This window comes from Pseudomonas sp. AL 58 (assembly GCF_036348395.1).
GTDB classification, from domain to species: Bacteria; Pseudomonadota; Gammaproteobacteria; order Pseudomonadales; family Pseudomonadaceae; genus Aquipseudomonas; species Aquipseudomonas defluvii.
Map to the genome: position 1 here is coordinate 46,364 of NZ_JAZBQR010000016.1, position 17,325 is coordinate 63,688.

General features: G+C 59.3%; 17 protein-coding genes. 8 read left to right on the top strand and 9 right to left on the bottom strand.

All coding sequences use genetic code 11. The features are described 5' to 3' along the window. Positions 1–146 precede the first annotated feature (146 nt). From rloA to UIA24_RS17330, 5 genes are all read left to right on the top strand, one after another. Entirely contained in the window at positions 147–683 is a 537-nt protein-coding gene (gene rloA, locus UIA24_RS17310) for a retropepsin-like aspartic peptidase RloA (protein ID WP_099776593.1), read from the top strand. Between the two features lie 5 nt (positions 684–688). After that, positions 689–2,218, top strand: coding sequence for an osmotic stress tolerance membrane protein RloB (gene rloB / locus UIA24_RS17315; protein WP_099774047.1), 1,530 nt, complete (start codon positions 689–691; stop codon positions 2,216–2,218). Further along, complete coding sequence (locus UIA24_RS17320) at positions 2,218–3,198, top strand: alpha-L-glutamate ligase-like protein (RefSeq protein WP_065759493.1); 981 nt, start codon at positions 2,218–2,220, stop codon at positions 3,196–3,198. Before rloB ends, UIA24_RS17320 begins: the two co-directional genes overlap by 1 nt. Before the next feature lie 130 nt (positions 3,199–3,328). Next, on the top strand, positions 3,329–4,675 hold the full coding sequence (gene pabB, locus UIA24_RS17325) for an aminodeoxychorismate synthase component I (RefSeq protein WP_330523429.1): 1,347 nt from the start codon (positions 3,329–3,331) through the stop codon (positions 4,673–4,675). Between the two features lie 126 nt (positions 4,676–4,801). Next, positions 4,802–5,536, top strand: coding sequence for a phosphoadenylyl-sulfate reductase (locus UIA24_RS17330; protein WP_330523430.1), 735 nt, complete (start codon positions 4,802–4,804; stop codon positions 5,534–5,536). 548 nt (positions 5,537–6,084) lie between these two features. On the opposite strand, the gene cysB is transcribed toward UIA24_RS17330, so the two are convergent. The 4 genes from cysB to UIA24_RS17350 all read right to left on the bottom strand — a co-directional run bounded on the left by cysB (position 6,085) and on the right by UIA24_RS17350 (position 9,650). Further along, on the bottom strand, positions 6,085–7,059 hold the full coding sequence (cysB, locus tag UIA24_RS17335) for an HTH-type transcriptional regulator CysB (RefSeq protein ID WP_065759496.1): 975 nt from the start codon (positions 7,057–7,059) through the stop codon (positions 6,085–6,087). A 123-nt stretch (positions 7,060–7,182) separates the two neighbouring features. Next, entirely contained in the window at positions 7,183–7,680 is a 498-nt protein-coding gene (locus UIA24_RS17340; RefSeq protein WP_065759497.1) for a universal stress protein, read from the bottom strand. Between the two features lie 92 nt (positions 7,681–7,772). Beyond that, positions 7,773–8,681: a 5'-nucleotidase gene (locus UIA24_RS17345; RefSeq protein ID WP_065759498.1), complete on the bottom strand. Its 909-nt coding sequence runs from the start codon at positions 8,679–8,681 to the stop codon at positions 7,773–7,775. An 18-nt stretch (positions 8,682–8,699) separates the two neighbouring features. Next, positions 8,700–9,650, bottom strand: coding sequence for a putative 2-dehydropantoate 2-reductase (locus UIA24_RS17350; RefSeq protein WP_330523431.1), 951 nt, complete (start codon positions 9,648–9,650; stop codon positions 8,700–8,702). Positions 9,651–9,762: 112 nt separating this feature from the next. Between UIA24_RS17350 and UIA24_RS17355 the strand changes: the two genes are divergently transcribed. Then, the gene (locus UIA24_RS17355) at positions 9,763–10,218 is read left to right on the top strand and encodes a PilZ domain-containing protein (RefSeq protein ID WP_099774043.1); all 456 of its coding nucleotides are present in this window, start codon (positions 9,763–9,765) and stop codon (positions 10,216–10,218) included. Between the two features lie 170 nt (positions 10,219–10,388). Continuing rightward, positions 10,389–11,465: a 3-deoxy-7-phosphoheptulonate synthase gene (locus tag UIA24_RS17360; RefSeq protein WP_099774042.1), complete on the top strand. Its 1,077-nt coding sequence runs from the start codon at positions 10,389–10,391 to the stop codon at positions 11,463–11,465. Between the two features lie 69 nt (positions 11,466–11,534). On the opposite strand, the gene UIA24_RS17365 is transcribed toward UIA24_RS17360, so the two are convergent. Continuing rightward, entirely contained in the window at positions 11,535–11,816 is a 282-nt protein-coding gene (locus UIA24_RS17365) for a GNAT family N-acetyltransferase (RefSeq protein WP_065762041.1), read from the bottom strand. Positions 11,817–12,327: 511 nt separating this feature from the next. Between UIA24_RS17365 and oprI the strand changes: the two genes are divergently transcribed. Further along, complete coding sequence (oprI, locus tag UIA24_RS17370; protein WP_037058464.1) at positions 12,328–12,579, top strand: outer membrane lipoprotei OprI; 252 nt, start codon at positions 12,328–12,330, stop codon at positions 12,577–12,579. Positions 12,580–12,722: 143 nt separating this feature from the next. On the opposite strand, the gene UIA24_RS17375 is transcribed toward oprI, so the two are convergent. From UIA24_RS17375 to UIA24_RS17390, 4 genes are all read right to left on the bottom strand, one after another. Next, on the bottom strand, positions 12,723–14,870 hold the full coding sequence (locus UIA24_RS17375) for a hypothetical protein (protein WP_102052583.1): 2,148 nt from the start codon (positions 14,868–14,870) through the stop codon (positions 12,723–12,725). Positions 14,871–15,290: 420 nt separating this feature from the next. Continuing rightward, positions 15,291–16,262: a L,D-transpeptidase family protein gene (locus UIA24_RS17380; RefSeq protein ID WP_102052584.1), complete on the bottom strand. Its 972-nt coding sequence runs from the start codon at positions 16,260–16,262 to the stop codon at positions 15,291–15,293. Between the two features lie 115 nt (positions 16,263–16,377). After that, entirely contained in the window at positions 16,378–16,659 is a 282-nt protein-coding gene (locus UIA24_RS17385; RefSeq protein WP_065759409.1) for a hypothetical protein, read from the bottom strand. Between the two features lie 56 nt (positions 16,660–16,715). After that, positions 16,716–17,321, bottom strand: a complete 606-nt coding sequence (locus UIA24_RS17390; RefSeq protein ID WP_099774038.1) for an arylesterase — start codon at positions 17,319–17,321, stop codon at positions 16,716–16,718. Positions 17,322–17,325: the final 4 nt, after the last annotated feature.

A 17,325-nucleotide genomic window follows, 5' to 3' on the forward strand; every position in this document is an offset into this window, starting at 1 on the left:
TGCACACCAGCGTGATAGAATGCCGCCGCCTCCTTTGGGGCATGGATAGTGTGTCTGTCATCTTTTTATGGCAGATGAACGAGGAAGGTTGCGCAGTACTGCCAGTCGCCTTGACCCGAACATCGCACAGCACCGCGCCAGGATTTATGAGACTCACGCCCCTTCTACTGTTGCTCAGCCTTTCTTTATTGCCGGCGCTGAGCCAAGCCAATGACAAGACGGTCTACGGCCTTAACGAATACGCCCGCCTTGCCGACATCGACCTTGAGGTTGCCGCCAAGCTCGACACCGGCGCCAAGACCGCCTCGCTCAGCGCTCGCGACATCAAGCGCTTCAAGCGCAATGGCGAATCCTGGGTGCGCTTCTACCTGGCCATCGATGCGGCGCATTCGCATCCGATAGAACGCCCACTGGCCCGCGTCAGCAAAATCAAGCGACGGGCTGGCGACTACAACCCGGATGAAGGCAAGGCGTACACCGCTCGCCCTGTCATTGCCCTGAATATCTGCATGGGGAACGCCTTGCGCACCATTGAAGTGAACCTCACTGACCGCAGCGCGTTCCAATACCCGCTGCTGATCGGTTCCGAAGCCCTGAAACACTTCGATGCCCTGGTCGACCCAAGCCTTAAATACGCTGCCGGCAAACCCGCCTGCGCCACCGCCGCTCACACCGCAGAGTAAAACCGATGCGCTCTCTTACCCTCCACCTCAAAGTCCTGATCACCGTTCTGGTGTTGCTGGGCGTATTGGTCACGGCCTACCAGATCTTCTTCCTCGGCATTCCGGTCACCGAAGACGAGACGGACGACCTGTGGAACATCGACGCCAAGGTCGAGTTCGTCGCCAGCGCCAAAGACCCGGTCAAGGTCCAGATGTTCGTGCCACCGCTGAGCAGTGACTACGTCAGCCTCAACGAGAGCTTCATCTCCAACAACTACGGCGTCAGCGTCAACCGCGTCGATGGCAACCGCAAGGTGACCTGGTCGGCACGCCGCGCCAGCGGCAACCAGACCCTCTACTACCGCCTGGTACTGACAAAGCGCTACAGCGCCGAAAAACCCAAGGCCAAAGGTCCCACCTTCCGTGACAGCCTGCCCGTCGAAGGCCCGGAGAAGATCGCCGCCGAAGCGCTGATGGCTCCTATCCGCCAGCATTCGGCAGACGTCGAGACCTTTGTCAGCGAGACCATCAAGCGCGTCAACAACGTCAACGATGACAACGTCAAGCTGCTGCTGGCCGGCGATACCTCAAGCCTGCACAAGGCCAAGATCATCGACCTGCTGCTGTCGATTGCCCACGTACCGATTGAAAAAGTCCATACCATCCGCCTGCTGGCCGACCAACCACAAACCCCTGAACTGTGGCTGCGCAGCTTCAACGGCACCGACTGGCTGTACTTCAACCCGGACACCGGCGAACAGGGCCTGCCGAGCGACCGCCTGCTGTGGTGGACGGGCGATGACAACCTGATCACCGTCGATGGCGGCAAGAAAGCCAACGTCAGCTTCAGCCTGAACAACAGCGAGATGAACGCCATCCGCCTGGCCAAGCTGACCGACGAGAATACCGACGCCGACTTTCTGGAGTACTCACTGTACGGCCTGCCCCTGCAGACCCAGCAGACGTTCATGATCATGGTCATGATCCCGATTGGCGTACTGGTGATCCTGGTCCTGCGCAACCTGATCGGCCTGCAGACCCTCGGCACCTTTACCCCGGTACTGATCGCCCTGGCCTTCCGCGAAACCCAACTGGGCTTCGGCATCGTCCTGTTTACCATCATTACCGCGCTGGGCCTGTCGCTACGCTCCTACCTTGAGCACCTGAAGCTGCAGATGCTGCCACGCCTGTCGGTGGTGCTGACCTTCGTCGTGGTACTGATTGCCGCCATCAGCCTGTTCAGCCACAAGCTGGGCCTGGAGCGCGGCCTGTCGGTCGCACTGTTCCCGATGGTGATCCTGACCATGACCATCGAACGCCTGTCGATCACCTGGGAGGAGCGCGGCGGTGGCCATGCGATGAAAGTAGCCGTCGGCACCCTGTTCGCAGCCTCGCTAGCGCACCTGCTGATGAGCGTGCCGGAACTGGTGTACTTCGTCTTCACCTTCCCGGCGGTACTGCTGATTCTGGTGGGCTTCATGCTGGCAATGGGCCGTTATCGCGGCTATCGCCTGACGGAGCTGGTCCGTTTCAAAGCCTTTGTGAAGGACGCCTGATGTTCGGTCTCTGGAAAACCTGGAAAGCCCTGGAGGCCCGGGGCATCATGGGTATCAACCGGCGCAATGCGGACTATGTCCTCAAGTACAACAAGCGCCACCTGTACCCGATCGTCGATGACAAGATCATCACCAAGGAGCGTGCGATCAAGGCCGGCATTCATGTGCCGGAAATGTACGGGATCATCTCCACCGAGAAAGAGATCGAAAAGCTCGACGAGATCATCGGCGGGCGCAGTGATTTCGTGATCAAGCCGGCCCAAGGCGCTGGTGGCGACGGCATTCTGGTCATCGCCGACCGTTTCGAGAACCGCTACCGGACCGTCTCGGGCAAGATCATCAGCCACGAGGAAATCGAGCACCAGATCTCCAGCATCCTGACCGGCCTCTACTCCCTGGGCGGGCACCGCGACCGGGCACTGATCGAGTACCGGGTCACCCCCGACCAGATCTTCAAGAGCATCAGCTACGAAGGCGTACCGGACATCCGCATCATTGTCCTGATGGGCTACCCGGTCATGGCCATGCTGCGCTTGCCGACGCGCCAGTCTGGCGGCAAGGCCAACCTGCACCAGGGCGCCATCGGGGTCGGGGTCGACCTCGCCACCGGGCTCACCCTGCGCGGCACCTGGCTGAACAACATCATCAGCAAGCACCCGGACACCACCAACGCGGTAGACGGCGTGCAACTGCCAAACTGGGACGGCTTCATGAAGCTGGCCGCCGGTTGTTATGAGCTGTGCGGCCTGGGTTACATCGGTGTCGACATGGTGCTGGACCAGGACAAGGGCCCGCTGATCCTTGAGCTCAACGCCCGCCCCGGCCTGAACATCCAGATCGCCAACGATTGCGGCCTGACGCAGCGCACCCACGCCATCGAGGCCCACCTGGAAGCCCTGGCGAAGAACGGCGTGAAGGAAACCGTGGAAGAGCGGGTTCGCTTCACCCAGGAGCTGTTTGGCCACGTGCCGAACAACTGATGCAACGCCCTGAGGGGATACAAACCTACCCTCAGGGCGACATCGGGTGCCTCAATTGCGCGCACACCTCTAGGAGCAACGCCTGCGGAGGACTACAATCCGTTCCCCGCCCTGACAGCTCTTGATGCGAATGCCCACCTGCACCGTTCATCCCCTGCCCTACCAGGCCGACCCTGCCGACTACTTTGCCCGTGTCCGCCAGACACCTGGCGCCATCCTGCTCGACAGCGCGCGCCCGAACGCCAGCCGAGGGCGTTATGACCTGCTGAGCGCCTGGCCAGTAGAGCAGTTGTCACCCCATGATGGCGAAACCGGCATTGACTATCTCCAGCGCCTGCGCGACAGCCTGAAGCGCCTCGGTACTGCAGACCTGCCCGATGATCTGCAACTGCCCTTCGCAGGGGGCCTTATAGGCTACCTCAGCTATGACTTCGGGCGACGCCTTGAAACACTGCCAGCGCTGGCAGTGGATGACCTGGACCTGCCGGATGCCGGCCTGGGGCTGTATGCCTGGGCACTGATCAGCGACCATCAGCGCAGCACCACCCAGTTGGTGTTTCACCCAAGCCTGGCACCTGACGAAGCACAGCGCCTGCTGCGCTTGTTCCACGCACCAGCTGTCACCGACGACAAGGCCGATTTCACGCTGAAGGCGCCAATGCGCGGCGATCTTTCCCCCGAGCAGTACCGCCAAGCGTTCGAGCGCGTGCAGCACTACATCCATGCGGGCGACTGCTACCAGATCAACCTCACCCAGCGCTTCAGAGCACCGTGCCAGGGCGATCCCTGGCACGCCTATCGCGCCCTGCGCAGCGCCTGCCCTACGCCGTTCTCCGGGTTCCAGGCACTGGCAGACGGCAGCGCCCTGCTGAGCTTCTCGCCCGAGCGGTTCATCCAGGTACACGCCGGCCAGGTAGAAACACGCCCGATCAAGGGCACCCGACCGCGCAGCCAGGACACTGTCGAAGACGCCGAGAATGCCGCCCAATTGCTGGCCAGCAGCAAAGACCGTGCAGAAAACCTGATGATCGTCGACCTGCTGCGCAACGACCTGGGCCGCAGCTGTGAAATCGGTACGGTTAAAGTCCCGGAACTGTTCAGCCTGGAAAGCTATCCCAACGTCCACCACATGGTCAGCGTCGTCACCGGGCAACTCGCAGCCGACAAGGACGCGCTGGACCTGATCGCCGGCAGCTTCCCCGGCGGCTCGATCACCGGCGCGCCGAAAATCCGCGCCATGCAGATCATCGACGAACTGGAACCCAGCCGACGAGCACTGTACTGCGGCTCATTGATTTACATCGACGTGCGCGGCGAAATGGACAGTTCCATTGCGATCCGCAGCCTGCTGATCAAGGACGGCCAGGCCTGCTGCTGGGGCGGCGGCGCAGTGGTCGCCGATTCGGATTGGCAAGCCGAGTACCAAGAGTCGATCACCAAGGTAAAGGTACTGCTCGATACCTTGGGGCAACTCTGAAGCACATCTGCCTTCTTCTGACGACAGCCCGGCCAGTCATTCAATGCAAACCGTCTAGCCAGACATTTTTTGTTAAGATCAGCCTAAACGAGCGCAAAGCGCCATTCACAGACCGGAAGCCGCCTGATGAGCCAACCCTTCGACGTCGCCGCCCTGGCCGCGACCTACGCCAGCAAGTCACCGCAAGACATCCTCAAACTTGCCTTCGAGCACTTCGGTGACGACCTGTGGATCTCCTTCAGCGGCGCCGAAGACGTGGTGCTGGTGGACATGGCCTGGAAACTGAACAAGCAGGTCAAGGTATTCAGCCTCGACACCGGTCGCCTGCACCCGGAAACCTACCGTTTCATTGATCAGGTCCGCGAGCACTACTCGCTGCCGATCGAAATCCTCTCTCCCGACCACAGCAAGCTCGAGCCCTTCGTCAAGGAAAAGGGCCTGTTCAGCTTCTACAAAGACGGTCACGGCGAATGCTGCGGTATCCGCAAGATCGAACCACTGCGCCGCAAACTGGCCACGGTAAGCGCCTGGGCCACCGGCCAGCGTCGCGATCAAAGCCCGGGCACCCGCAGCCAGGTAGCCGCGCTGGAAATCGACGGTGCCTTCTCCACAGCAGAGCACACGCTGTACAAGTTCAACCCACTGGCGCAGATGACCAGCGAAGAAGTCTGGGGCTATATCCGCATGCTCGAGCTGCCCTACAACAGCCTGCATGAACGCGGTTTTATCAGCATCGGCTGCGAGCCCTGCACCCGCCCGGTGCTGCCGAACCAGCATGAGCGCGAAGGCCGCTGGTGGTGGGAAGAGTCAACCCAGAAAGAATGCGGCCTGCATGCAGGCAACCTGATCAGCAAGAGCTGATCTGAAGGGTACCCCTTGTGGGCTTGCCTGCGATGCAGACGCCATCGCAGGCAAGCCAGCTCCAACAAAGACCGCGCAAGCTGTAGGAGCCGGGCTTGCCCGCGATGCAGGCACCGCGAACTCACGGACACCTCACCGACGCCATCGCAGCCAAGCCAGTTCCAACAGAGCCCCGCGCCAACTGTAGGAGCCGGGCTTGCCCGCGATGCAGACGCCGTGAACTCACGGGCACCGCACCGAGGCCATCGCAGGCAAGCCAGCTCCAACAAAGACCGCGCCAGCTGTAGGAGCCGGGCTTGCCCGCGATGCAGACGTCGCGCGCTTACGGACACCGCACCGAGGCCATCGCAGGCAAGCCAGTTCCAACAGAGCCCGCGCCCGCCGTAGGAGCCGGGCTTGCCCGCGATGCAGGCGCCGCGCGCTTACTGACACCCCGCCGATACCACCGCAGGCGAGCCTGACACAAAAATCACATGCTCTGCGCGGCTGGCTTTCTCAGCACTGAAACCGGCACCCATGGCCGGTTTTTTTGTGGCACCACGTTGTGGTCAGTGGACCGGCAGCTCAACACCTTCAAAGAGCTCTTCCAGTTCCTGCTTGTTGTGGCACTGAATGGCCTTGGCCATTACTTCACGCGTCAGGTGCGGGGCGAACTTCTCGATGAAGTCGCACATGAACCCACGCAGGAACGTGCCGCGGCGGAAACCGATCTTGGTCACACTGGACTCGAACAACTCGCTGGCATCGAGCACCACCAGATCGCTGTCGAGCTTGGGATCAACAGCCATCTTGGCGACAATACCAACACCCAGGCCAAGGCGAACATAGGTCTTGATCACGTCAGCATCGGCAGCGGTAAAGACCACTTTCGGGGTCAGGCCACGGTGACTGAACGCTTCGTCGAGCTTTGAGCGGCCGGTAAAGCCAAAGACGTAGGTCACGATCGGATATTCCGCCAGCACTTCCAGCGTCAGTTTGGGCAGCTTGGTCAACGGATGCCCCTGCGGCACGACCACACAACGGTTCCAGCGATAGCACGGCATCATCACCAGGTCGCCGAACAGCTCCAGGGCCTCGGTGGCAATGGCGAAATCGACGGTGCCATCAGCCGCCATCTCGGCAATCTGCATCGGCGAACCCTGGTGCATGTGCAGCGCTACTTCCGGGTATTGCTTGATGAAGTTACTGATCACCGGCGGCAACGCGTAACGCGCCTGGGTGTGCGTCGTTGCGATCGAAAGGGTGCCCTTTTTCTCATTGGAGAATTCCTGGGCGATTTGCTTGATGCTCTCGACCTTGCGCAGAATTTCCCCAGCCGTGGTAATAATCCGCTCACCCGCCGGCGTGACGCGCGTCAAGTGCTTGCCGCTACGAGCGAAAACCTCAACACCCAGCTCATCTTCCAACAGACGGATCTGCTTGCTGATCCCAGGCTGGGAGGTATACAGGCTCTGTGCTGTCGCGGAGACGTTGAGGTCGTGGTGCGCCACTTCCCAGATGTAGCGCAATTGTTGAAGCTTCATAGGTATCCCTCAAATCAGCTGGGCGTCACCGGCAGCAGCGACGGGTTATAACTATATTAGTGGTTTGAAGAATAAATCTAGAACTATTTCACCGGTTTTCCTACAGCCTCGCTCACTTACCGCTCACCCCTTGCGCCGGCCCAGATGCTGGGCCAAGGGGACCATGTAAACCGGCACTGGCGAAAGCTGCAACACACGCGCCGCGGTCCGACCCAGCGGAATCGACACACCTGCGCCACGGGAGTGGCTGCCAACAATCAGCAAATCGACACTCAGCCGCTGAGCCTGCTCCAGAATGACCTGAGCAGGATCCCCCTGTCGCACCCGCACGGCACGGATCAGGGCCAGGTCCTCATGCCCACCCAATTCATCACGAAACGTATCCAGCACCCGCTGTTCGATATTGGCCATCACCGTGTTCACACCCTGGCTATGCAGTTCGTCCAGGGTCTGTTCGTCCAGGTAGCTCTGCAGCAGTGATTCAGCGAACTGCCCCATCGGCTCAACCGCATGAATCACATACAGTTCGGCGTTGAAGGTTCGCGCCAACGCCAGCGCATGTTGCAAGACATAAGGCGCGTACACACCGAGGTCTGTGGCATACAGCATCGAATGGATCATTTGCCCTCCTCGACTGCCGAAACGGCAGCGCACGCTTCAGCTTAGCAGCGTCAAGGTGATGCGCAGCGCCCGTCCGGCGAGCACCGCCGGGCTCAACCGGGCGCGTGCTCGTTGCTGACACCATGAGGCACATGCCCCGTCGCGACCACACCTCGGGCGCGCTCGCAATGCCCGGCCTGATCATCGAAGAACACGTCGGCGGCGAACGCTTCAAGAAACGCCGACTTGTCCAGGCCGCCGAGAAACAGCGACTCATCCAGACGGATGTCCCAATCGCGCAAGGTACGGATCACCCGCTCATGGGCGGGTGCAGAACGCGCGGTAACCAGTGCCGTACGAATCGGGCAGGCGCCTTGCGGAAACTCTTTCTGCAGCACATGCAACGCGGCCAGGAACGGCTTGAACGGGCCGCCACCCAACGGCTGGCGAGCCGCCTGGCGTTCGTTGGCCTGGAAGGCTTCAAGCCCTCCTTGCTGGTAGACGCGCTCCGACTCATCGGAAAACAACACCGCGTCGCCATCAAACGCGATACGCAGTTCATCGCTGGCCGCTCGCCGGGCACCGCCAGACAGAATGGTCGCGGCGGCAAAACCGGCCTCCAGCGCACGGCGCACGTCCTCGGCATCAGTCGACAGGAACAGGTGACAACCAAATGCCGCCAGATACGGATAAGGGCTGCGCCCGCCGACAAAGGCGGCGCGTGAAATGCCCAGGCCGTGATGTTCGATGGCACTGAACACACGCAAGCCGGTGTCGGCACTGTTACGCGACACCAGCACCACCTCAACCCGCTGCTGGCCGAGACTGTCATTCAAACCCAGCAGTTTCTGCACCAGCGGGAACGCATCGCCCGGCTCCAGCAGCTCATCCTCATGGTCGATCTGGTACTGCCGGTAGGCTTCCACACCCTGCGCCAGAAACACCTGATGGCTCTCACTCAGGTCGAACAACGCCCGCGAGGAAATGGCCACCACCAGCTTGTCGACCAGACCTTTACTCATGCTGCACTCCTGGGGGTATCAATGGTTATGCCGATCAATAAATGCCAGCGCCTGATACAGCGCTTCGATTCGCGGCAGCTGGCAACCGGCCTGACGCGCCTGCGCCAGCGGTTCAGCATAGATGGCATCCAACTCCAGCGGCCGCCCCTGAGCGTAGTCGTGGTACATGCTCGGCCAGTAATCCGGCATGTTCTCAGTGATGGCAAACAGATCCTCAGCGTACCCCTCTGGCAGGACATGGCCACAGGCACGCGCCCCGTCCACCACCTCGCACATCAACGCCTGAATCAGTGCTCGGCTGGACGCATCCGCCATCAGCGCGCTGGTGCTGGCCTTGAGCAACACCGAAAGGCCGTTGTACGGCACGTTCCACACCAACTTCTGCCAACGCGCCTGAGCCAGGTTGAGCATGCCCCGGGACTCGATACCCGCCGCATGAAACAGCGCCACAGCTGACTCCACTCGTGCCTGACGTGCCAATACATCCTGCGCCGGGCCACTGTGATAGCCAAGGTTCACCGCACCCAACGCCTGATGCCGAACTACCCCCGGCGCCGTGCGATTGAGGCAGACAAAACACAAGCCTCCGAGCAGGTGCAGGTTAGCGGGCAACAGAGGCCGCAACGCCTCTTCGACACCCAACCCGTTCTGCAGCAGCACGACGCTGCCACCCACTTTGCACGCCCGAGTGATCAAGGGTGCCAGGGCCGGGTTGCTGGTGGTCTTGGCACCGACCAGCAGCCAGTCGCAGGGTGGCATTTCAGCAGCATCGCTGTAGGCCTGCACCGACGGCAGGCGTAACACCCCGTGAACATCACTGTCGATTTGCAGCCCCTGTTCACTGACCGCCGCAAACTCACTGCGCAACAGAAAATGCACGTCGAACCCGGCACGAGCCAGCATCACACCATAAAAACCACCGATGGCGCCGGTACCAATAATACCGATGCGTTGTTGCGCCCTTTCCATCACCACCCCTGGACTGATTGTTTTTTGATCAGCTTTCATACGTAAATCAACCGCTTCACTTTCCTTCACTATACTCAGCCAAACAAGGTCAAATAATCGACACGGAGTCGATATGCGTGGATTCCTGCCTCACCCCGATGACGTTCCGGTCGAATTGACCTTGCGCTCGTCACCCAGCCTGTTCCGCCAGCGACTCCACACTATCAGCCTGGGCGGCGTAGCCTGCAACCATCCACGGGCCTACCGCCGCGGCATGGCGGTTGAAATGATCATCCCTTCCCTCGGCGAAGATGCCCGCTACCCGGGTTACGTCGCCTGGTGCCAGAAGCAGGCACAAGGCTACCGGGTCGGCATTGCCTTTGTTGATGAGCAAGCGCTGTTCGGTGCACGAATGAGCGAACAGGTCTGCCAGATCCAGCACTATTGCCAACAACACGCCGGCGATGAAGCTCAAGACATCGACCTGCAAGTCCTGGCTCAGGAGTGGATAGCCCGGCACGCCACCGAGTTCTCGGAAGCCAGCCTGGAGGCGAACCGGGTGCTGCAACCACGCCCGCTGCCACTTTAGTCGCACTCGACCGGTCTTTATGCGCGTTCCCACACAGGAAAGCGGGCCTTGCCCATTGTCGAGCCACGGTGTAACGCGCTAAGGTTCGGCTCCCCCGCTGCGTTAAATCATGCTGCTCCGCCGCACGGGGATCGCTGGCGGCCGGCATCCGTGACCTGACGAGTAACACGATGGCTGATTTACCGATCGATGACCTTAACGTTGCCTCCAACGAGACCTTGATCACCCCCGATCAGCTCAAGAAGGAAATACCTCTCAGTGCCACCGCGCTGAAAACCGTGACTGCGGGCCGCGAAGTGGTGCGCAATATCCTCGACGGCAAGGACCACCGCCTGTTCGTGGTCGTCGGCCCTTGCTCGATTCACGACATCAAGGCCGCCCACGAGTACGCCGAACGCTTGAAAGTACTGGCCGCAGAGGTGTCCGACACCCTGTACCTGGTCATGCGCGTGTATTTTGAAAAGCCGCGTACCACCGTGGGCTGGAAAGGTCTGATCAACGACCCGTACCTGGATGACTCGTTCAAAATCCAGGACGGCCTGCACATCGGCCGCCAACTGCTGCTGGACCTGGCGGAAATGGGCCTGCCGACCGCAACTGAAGCGCTCGACCCGATTTCGCCACAATACCTGCAGGACCTGATCAGCTGGTCGGCCATTGGTGCGCGCACCACTGAATCGCAAACCCACCGTGAAATGGCTTCGGGCCTGTCCTCGGCCGTCGGCTTCAAGAACGGTACCGACGGTGGCCTGACCGTAGCGATCAACGCCCTGCAATCGGTCTCCAGCCCTCACCGCTTCCTGGGTATCAACCAGGAAGGTGGCGTCTCCATCGTCACCACCAAAGGCAACGCCTACGGCCACGTGGTACTGCGCGGCGGTAACGGCAAGCCAAACTACGATTCAGTCAGCGTGGCACTCTGCGAACAGGCACTGACCAAGGCCAAGATCAAGCCGAACATCATGGTCGACTGCAGCCATGCCAACTCCAACAAGGACCCGGCACTGCAGCCACTGGTCATGGAGAACGTGGCCAACCAGATCCTCGAAGGCAATCAGTCGATCATTGGCTTGATGGTCGAGAGCCACCTGAACTGGGGTTGCCAGGCGATTCCGAAAAACCTTTCCGAACTGCAGTACGGCGTCTCGATCACCGATGCCTGCATCGACTGGGACACCACGGCGAACACGCTGCGCAGCATGCACGCCAAGCTCAAGGATGTACTGCCAAAGCGTCAACGGGGCTAGTAGCACGCACACAAAAACGCCGGGCAAATGCCCGGCGTTTTTGTGTTTGCCGCGGTTGCTGGCAGGTATTCAGGCTTTCGACGACTGCCGTTGATGCCGTTCCATATAGCGTTCGACATAGGAACAGGATGGAATGACCGTGTAGCCCATGGTATCGGCGTACTCAAGCGCCTTCTCGGTAAGTGCAGCCGCAATGCCGCGACCGCGCAACGCATTGGGCACGAATGTACGGTAGATATCCAGGGTCTGCTTCCCCAGATCCATGTAGGTCAGGTACGCACGATGACCGTCCACATTGGTCTCGAACTGATGACCAGCCTGGTCATGGTGGATGGACAACGCCTCGCTCATCACTACTCCTCGCGGGTCTTGTATTTGACCCCTACCTTACCGATGTTTGTCCGGCGAAGGAACCTCTACGCCACCCCGTGCCCCAGTTGGACAAGGAGAAGAGCCTGGTCGTTCTCTGGCAGCTGAGCACGTCACAAATAGTAGGCGCCCTGGGTACAGATGCTCAAGGCGCTTGATCGTAAAAATCGCGCACTAGCAGCACGCCAACGTCGTACCCTTCAATGGCACTGACAGTTACCGGATGTTCTAGTCCTGTGACGAAGGATGACCGTTAAAGTCACCTTTAGTTCAACAAAAAACAACGCCTTACACTAGATACTGCAACCTGGACCGTCTAAAGCTGAATGCTTTTCATACAGCGACTGTGTCGGTTTCGACAGAAGCGTAATTTTTTTCCAGTTCTTGCGCTGTGTCAGTTTACTTACTACAAGTAATGGGTAGTATGTACGCCGGCCAGTTTCTCTTTGTTGAGAGATGGCTCTTTAATAGAAAGTCCTTGAAGGGGAACACGATGAACAACGTTCTGAAATTCTCTGCTCTGGCTCTGGCCGCAGTTCTGGCTACCGGTTGCAGCAGCGTATCCAAAGAAACCGAAGCTCGTCTGACTGCTACCGAAGACGCAGCAGCTCGTGCACAAGCTCGTGCTGATGAAGCCTATCGTAAAGCTGACGACGCTCTGGCTGCAGCTCAAAAAGCTCAACAGACTGCTGATGAAGCTAACGAGCGCGCTCTGCGCATGCTGGAAAAAGCCAGCCGCAAATAATAATCTTTCGGGATTGTTATGAAGCCGGCCCACTTGTGGGCCGGCTTTTTTTTGGTTCATCACGGACTACCGGAAAAGGCGCTCGCAAGCTTGAATGACCGCCTCTGCCAGATGCCGCGTCATGCGAACGACGTTGACAGCTCTCAATCCCGGTTTCTCGCATCAGACTTCGAGTCATCTTTCAGGACTTGGGCGGCAACATGTGATTGAGCTTTACCCACTGCTCGGGTGGCGGCCTCCATCAGCTGCTTTTCTATTTCGCTGGCTCTGCGTCGTGCGAACATCTCCAGGCCGAAGCCGTTGGGGATAAATCGGCCTGATTGGTCGTAGGCGCCCAAAATCATGTCACCGGCAATGTTGTCTCCAAAGTTGATTTCCGTTGGGCTCAAGTTGATCTGCCGTGAGTTGGGGTATTTGGCCATGTGGTGATTGGCGTAGAGGTGGTAGCCATCCATGTCGATGGTGTCGACGACGTACGTATAGCCCCCGCGTTTCCCGCCGTAGACAAAAGCCCCCGTGTGTTCCTTGTAATAGAACACCGAAGTAGAGATGCCTTTCCCGTCAGGATCCAGTGCATTGCGGCCTCCGCCGAAGCCTCCCCGAACGCCCGTGATTTGATGAATGTCTTTCTTGATCTCCGAGATTGGCGTACGAAGCTGGAAGCCGTCTCTGAAAATGACCTCGGGGGTACGCATATCGCCACGAAATACCTGACCCCGGTAAATGATGAGTTTGTGATTCTCCACTGTCTTTTTCATGCACCGTGCGTATTCATAAATCATGTCCTGGGCCGCAGCTGGGCCTTGACTCAGACGTTCGAGCAGACGTCGCTTCAGGTGCATGGCGCCTAACTCCGAGGGAATTACGTTCCGGTTGATGAGCCGGATGTCGTGATAAAGAGGTGGTGTCACGCCGTCGAACCTCATGCGCTTGAGGACGTTCCCGGATATCGCGTTCTTGCTGGTGTTGGTAAGCCCTATCGAGGCTGTCTTGGGGATCATGACGGTCACGATTTCCAAGATCGCCGCGATCATCGCCGCTTTGTAGTGCTTGTCAGCGTCCTCCGGACGATCTGCCAACATACCTCTGGTCGCCTCGATACCCGCTGAACACAATCCTAGCAAGGAAGCCAACAGCATTCGGCCAGCCAGCCCTGCGCCAATTGTCGGCGCGGCCACGCCCCCGGATACGATGTTCAATACTGCGCCGAAGAGTTCAAGCCCTTGATCGACCAGACGCTCGGTGTATGTGAAGACCAGCGTATCGATGTCAGAGACCAGTCTCTCCAGATTGGTGACGTACAGATGCGAAATAATGTCGTCGCTGTCATGAAACGTCAGGGATGCGTCCCGCAGGTAATCATTGCTGCGCTTCTCGATGCCCTGATACTTCAAGTCAAACTTCTTGAACCTGAGACCGTCGTAGATCGAAAGGCGTTTGAGCACGTATTTTTCCATTAGCTCTGATGCTTCAATGACTTCCCTTCTCTTCAGCCCATCGCCGGGAAGCTCGAAGACCGCCTGATCGTCCGGCTCGCCGCAAAAAACCAGAAGGGCCGCATGAGGCTCAACGCCGGCCATGGATCCGCGAGCTTCTAGGCAGACGGCTTGAGTGACGACGTACTTGTCCCGAAAGTAAACACGTTTTGGCTGGATCTGACTGTTTTGATACGCCTTGATCAGGTTTTGGCTGCTGACTGACGTCGTGGGGAGGCCCGCATGATGCTGAAGGTGACGTTTCAGCACCTGCTCGCTGAGCATCTTGTACATGTACTCCATGTCCGGGTGAGTGTAATGCTCGATCACCCGGTTCTTGTAATCGGACTGCAGGTCTACAGACTCCAGAGCGGAGATCAGATCCGATGGAAAGTCTTTCGGCCAGATGACTTTGATCATCACCTTGTCTTTAAGCGTGACGTAATGCTGGCCCGTGACGATCTGTTTCAACTCGAAGGCCTGGGTGTGTAAGGGAGAGGGGGCGATGGTGCCGACCAACCCGCCTCCTGAAGGCGCTCGCTCACGGAAAGTCACCTTGATGGGGCTGAGAATGTTCAGCCTTTCTTTGGTCGCCTGCGATGCGCTCGAGGCCTCGATCATTCGTTCTATTTCAGTATTGATGTACCTGGCAGGATCCAGCAGTTCCGGCTTCATGCAAAACCCGAGCAACTCAGCCAGTTCGCGGGCCGCCAGATCTTCGCTGCTCACAGAAGGATCAAGCCAACGCGGTATCGGCAGGCCATTTTCCGGGTCGTAGCTGATCAGGTTTTGTTCGTACAGCGGCAAATCATCCATAGGTCATTCCTTGACGGTTAGCAGCACCAGGTGCTGTCGCTTCATCCTTTGAAGCGCAAGGAATGGTGGTGTGGAATGCAGGAGCTGTCTGTAAGAGGTTGGCTGATTACAGGGTTACTTTTCGATCTGGTTTTTGGAGGGTTCAGGCTCGCTGCATCTAAGACGATTCGCAAGAGCAGCGAGCGTCTTTACATGCTGGATGCACGCGCCCACAGAGCCGTTTTACAGCTTTACGTTCAAGGACCTGCTCCACCAACGCCTTGGGTAGCAGACGCCCCATCAGTGGCAGCGCCAGGATGCAAAATCGGCTGTGAACGATAGAAACGGCGGGGCGACTCCTCCAGGCTATTGATGAGTCAGTGAGATACACGCGCAAAAAAAGGCCTGCACAATGGCAGGCCCTTGCAGCACCCTGGCGTATTACTGGATCTCGAGCGGCACGCTGGAAACCATCGGCGCGGTGGCTGCGCCCGGCACAGCGATCTCCACTGGCATGCCGTCTTCAGCAGCAACAACATCGCGCACCATGTCCCAGTTCATGCGCAGGTTATTGGCCAGATCCTGACGCTTGAGCAAGGCATTGATGACCGCAGTGTGCTTGTCGACCACCGAGGGGTTGCCCTTGTCATCCAGCGGCGTATGCGCCTCAAGATAAACCTTGCCCGCACTCATGCCGAACTTGTAAGGCTCATTGATGATGCGCACCGGAGTGCCAACCGGCACCATCTTCGACAGGGCCAGCACGTTGTTGTTGAGCATGCGGAAACACCCGTGACTGGTACGCATGCCAATCCCGAACTTCTTGTTGGAACCGTGAATCAGGTAACCCGGTACACCCAGGGTGAACTTGAACGGCCCCAGTGGGTTGTCCGGCCCGGCCGGTACAATGCTCGGCAGAGGATCACCATCGGCCGCGTGCTCGGCCCGAATCGAAGCCGGTGGCGTCCAGGTCGGGTTTGGCGTCTTGGCAGTGATCTTGGTCTGTGCAATTGGCGAACCCCAACCTTCGCGACCAATACCCAGCGGGAAGGTATGCACCACATTCTGCCCTTTCGGGAAGTAGTACATACGGTACTCAGCCAGGTTGATCACGATACCCTCACGCGGACCTGGCGGCAGGACGTAACGGGTTGGCAGAACAATCTCGGTACCCACACCCGGCAGCCATGGGTCGACACCGGGGTTGGCAGCAACCATCTCCAGGTAACCCAGGTCATTGGCAGTGCCGATGTCGGCGAAGGTGTCTTCGTACTTGGCCTTGATAACCTGGACCTGGCCAACGACGTCTTCCCCGGGCGGCGGCAGAGGCAGCTCCAGGGCAGTGGCGGAACCTGTCGCCAGCACGGCGGCAATAGACAGGCAACGGGTGACGGCGGGAAAGCGCGACAACATCCGGAAAATCCTTCGCTAATTCAATAGGGGCAAGACAGCGATTGTACACCCGCCCCCGCCTGACCGGGAGACATCGGGGTGAACGGTTACGTGCGCATATGACAGGCAAATGCTGTCAGAGTTGCGGCCACACCGGCCGTGTGCCACGCCGCTGGGCATCGAGAATCGCCCGACATAGCGGACACAGACGCCGGTCACGGTAGATCGAACGCTCTACCCCGGACCACCGCGGCTGAGCAGGCAACAACGTACCGCACAAGGTACGGTCTGCCGAACACCCCAGCTCAAGTTGACGGGCCACCAGATGAACGCGGATCTCCTGGCAGGCGAACAGATCAAGCTGTTCGTCGGGCTCGATCAATTGATAGGCATACAGGGACCAGGCGGGACGCGGCATTGAGGGCTCCAAATCGGGGGCGCAACATTAGCCGAAAGCCGATCACTAGAAAAGCGTCAAAGCAGCGGTTTTATCACCGGCCAGGCATTATCCAGCAGCCGCTGCTGTGCTCCCTGTGCCGGATGCAGCCCATCGGCCTGCATCAGCTCGGGCACGCCGCCCACACCCTCGAGAAAAAACGGCACCAGAGGGACCTGTTTATCCTTGGCCAGATTGTCATAAACCCTGGCAAACGCTTCGGTGTAGCGAACGCCATAATTGGGTGGCAAGCGCATGCCCAGCAGAACCACCTTGGCGCCCGCAGCGCGGGAGCTGTCGATCATCGCAGCAAGGTTTTGTTGCAATTGCGCCGGCAACTGCCCGCGCAGGCCATCGTTGCCGCCCAACTCAAGCACCACCAGCGCGGGCTTGTGCTCTGCAAGCAGCGCTGGCAGGCGCGCCTGGCCCCCTGCACTGGTATCGCCACTGATTGACGCGTTAACCACCTGGCTGTCGAATCCCTCGGTTTTCAGGCGCGCCTGCAGCAACGACACCCACCCTTGACGGGTATCCAGGCCGAAACCCGCGCTGATACTATCCCCGACGATCAACACGGTACCCGCCGTGGCAAGCTGTGCCATGCACAGCAAGGCCAGACCGGCACTCAATATCCACACTCGCATCGGA

What these genes read in the sequence shown, in the direction of transcription:
- rloA (WP_099776593.1), top strand. Translation starts at nt 147, where the DNA reads ATGAGACTCACGCCCCTTCTACTGTTGCTCAGCCTTTCTTTATTGCCG.
- UIA24_RS17385 (WP_065759409.1), bottom strand. Translation starts at nt 16,659, where the DNA reads ATGCCGCGTCCCGCCTGGTCCCTGTATGCCTATCAATTGATCGAGCCC.
- UIA24_RS17380 (WP_102052584.1), bottom strand. Translation starts at nt 16,262, where the DNA reads ATGTTGTCGCGCTTTCCCGCCGTCACCCGTTGCCTGTCTATTGCCGCC.
- UIA24_RS17365 (WP_065762041.1), bottom strand. Translation starts at nt 11,816, where the DNA reads ATGAGCGAGGCGTTGTCCATCCACCATGACCAGGCTGGTCATCAGTTC.
- cysB (WP_065759496.1), bottom strand. Translation starts at nt 7,059, where the DNA reads ATGAAGCTTCAACAATTGCGCTACATCTGGGAAGTGGCGCACCACGAC.
- UIA24_RS17360 (WP_099774042.1), top strand. Translation starts at nt 10,389, where the DNA reads ATGGCTGATTTACCGATCGATGACCTTAACGTTGCCTCCAACGAGACC.
- oprI (WP_037058464.1), top strand. Translation starts at nt 12,328, where the DNA reads ATGAACAACGTTCTGAAATTCTCTGCTCTGGCTCTGGCCGCAGTTCTG.
- UIA24_RS17350 (WP_330523431.1), bottom strand. Translation starts at nt 9,650, where the DNA reads ATGGAAAGGGCGCAACAACGCATCGGTATTATTGGTACCGGCGCCATC.
- UIA24_RS17330 (WP_330523430.1), top strand. Translation starts at nt 4,802, where the DNA reads ATGAGCCAACCCTTCGACGTCGCCGCCCTGGCCGCGACCTACGCCAGC.
- UIA24_RS17320 (WP_065759493.1), top strand. Translation starts at nt 2,218, where the DNA reads ATGTTCGGTCTCTGGAAAACCTGGAAAGCCCTGGAGGCCCGGGGCATC.
- UIA24_RS17340 (WP_065759497.1), bottom strand. Translation starts at nt 7,680, where the DNA reads ATGATCCATTCGATGCTGTATGCCACAGACCTCGGTGTGTACGCGCCT.
- UIA24_RS17345 (WP_065759498.1), bottom strand. Translation starts at nt 8,681, where the DNA reads ATGAGTAAAGGTCTGGTCGACAAGCTGGTGGTGGCCATTTCCTCGCGG.
- UIA24_RS17390 (WP_099774038.1), bottom strand. Translation starts at nt 17,321, where the DNA reads ATGCGAGTGTGGATATTGAGTGCCGGTCTGGCCTTGCTGTGCATGGCA.
- rloB (WP_099774047.1), top strand. Translation starts at nt 689, where the DNA reads ATGCGCTCTCTTACCCTCCACCTCAAAGTCCTGATCACCGTTCTGGTG.
- pabB (WP_330523429.1), top strand. Translation starts at nt 3,329, where the DNA reads ATGCCCACCTGCACCGTTCATCCCCTGCCCTACCAGGCCGACCCTGCC.
- UIA24_RS17355 (WP_099774043.1), top strand. Translation starts at nt 9,763, where the DNA reads ATGCGTGGATTCCTGCCTCACCCCGATGACGTTCCGGTCGAATTGACC.
- UIA24_RS17375 (WP_102052583.1), bottom strand. Translation starts at nt 14,870, where the DNA reads ATGGATGATTTGCCGCTGTACGAACAAAACCTGATCAGCTACGACCCG.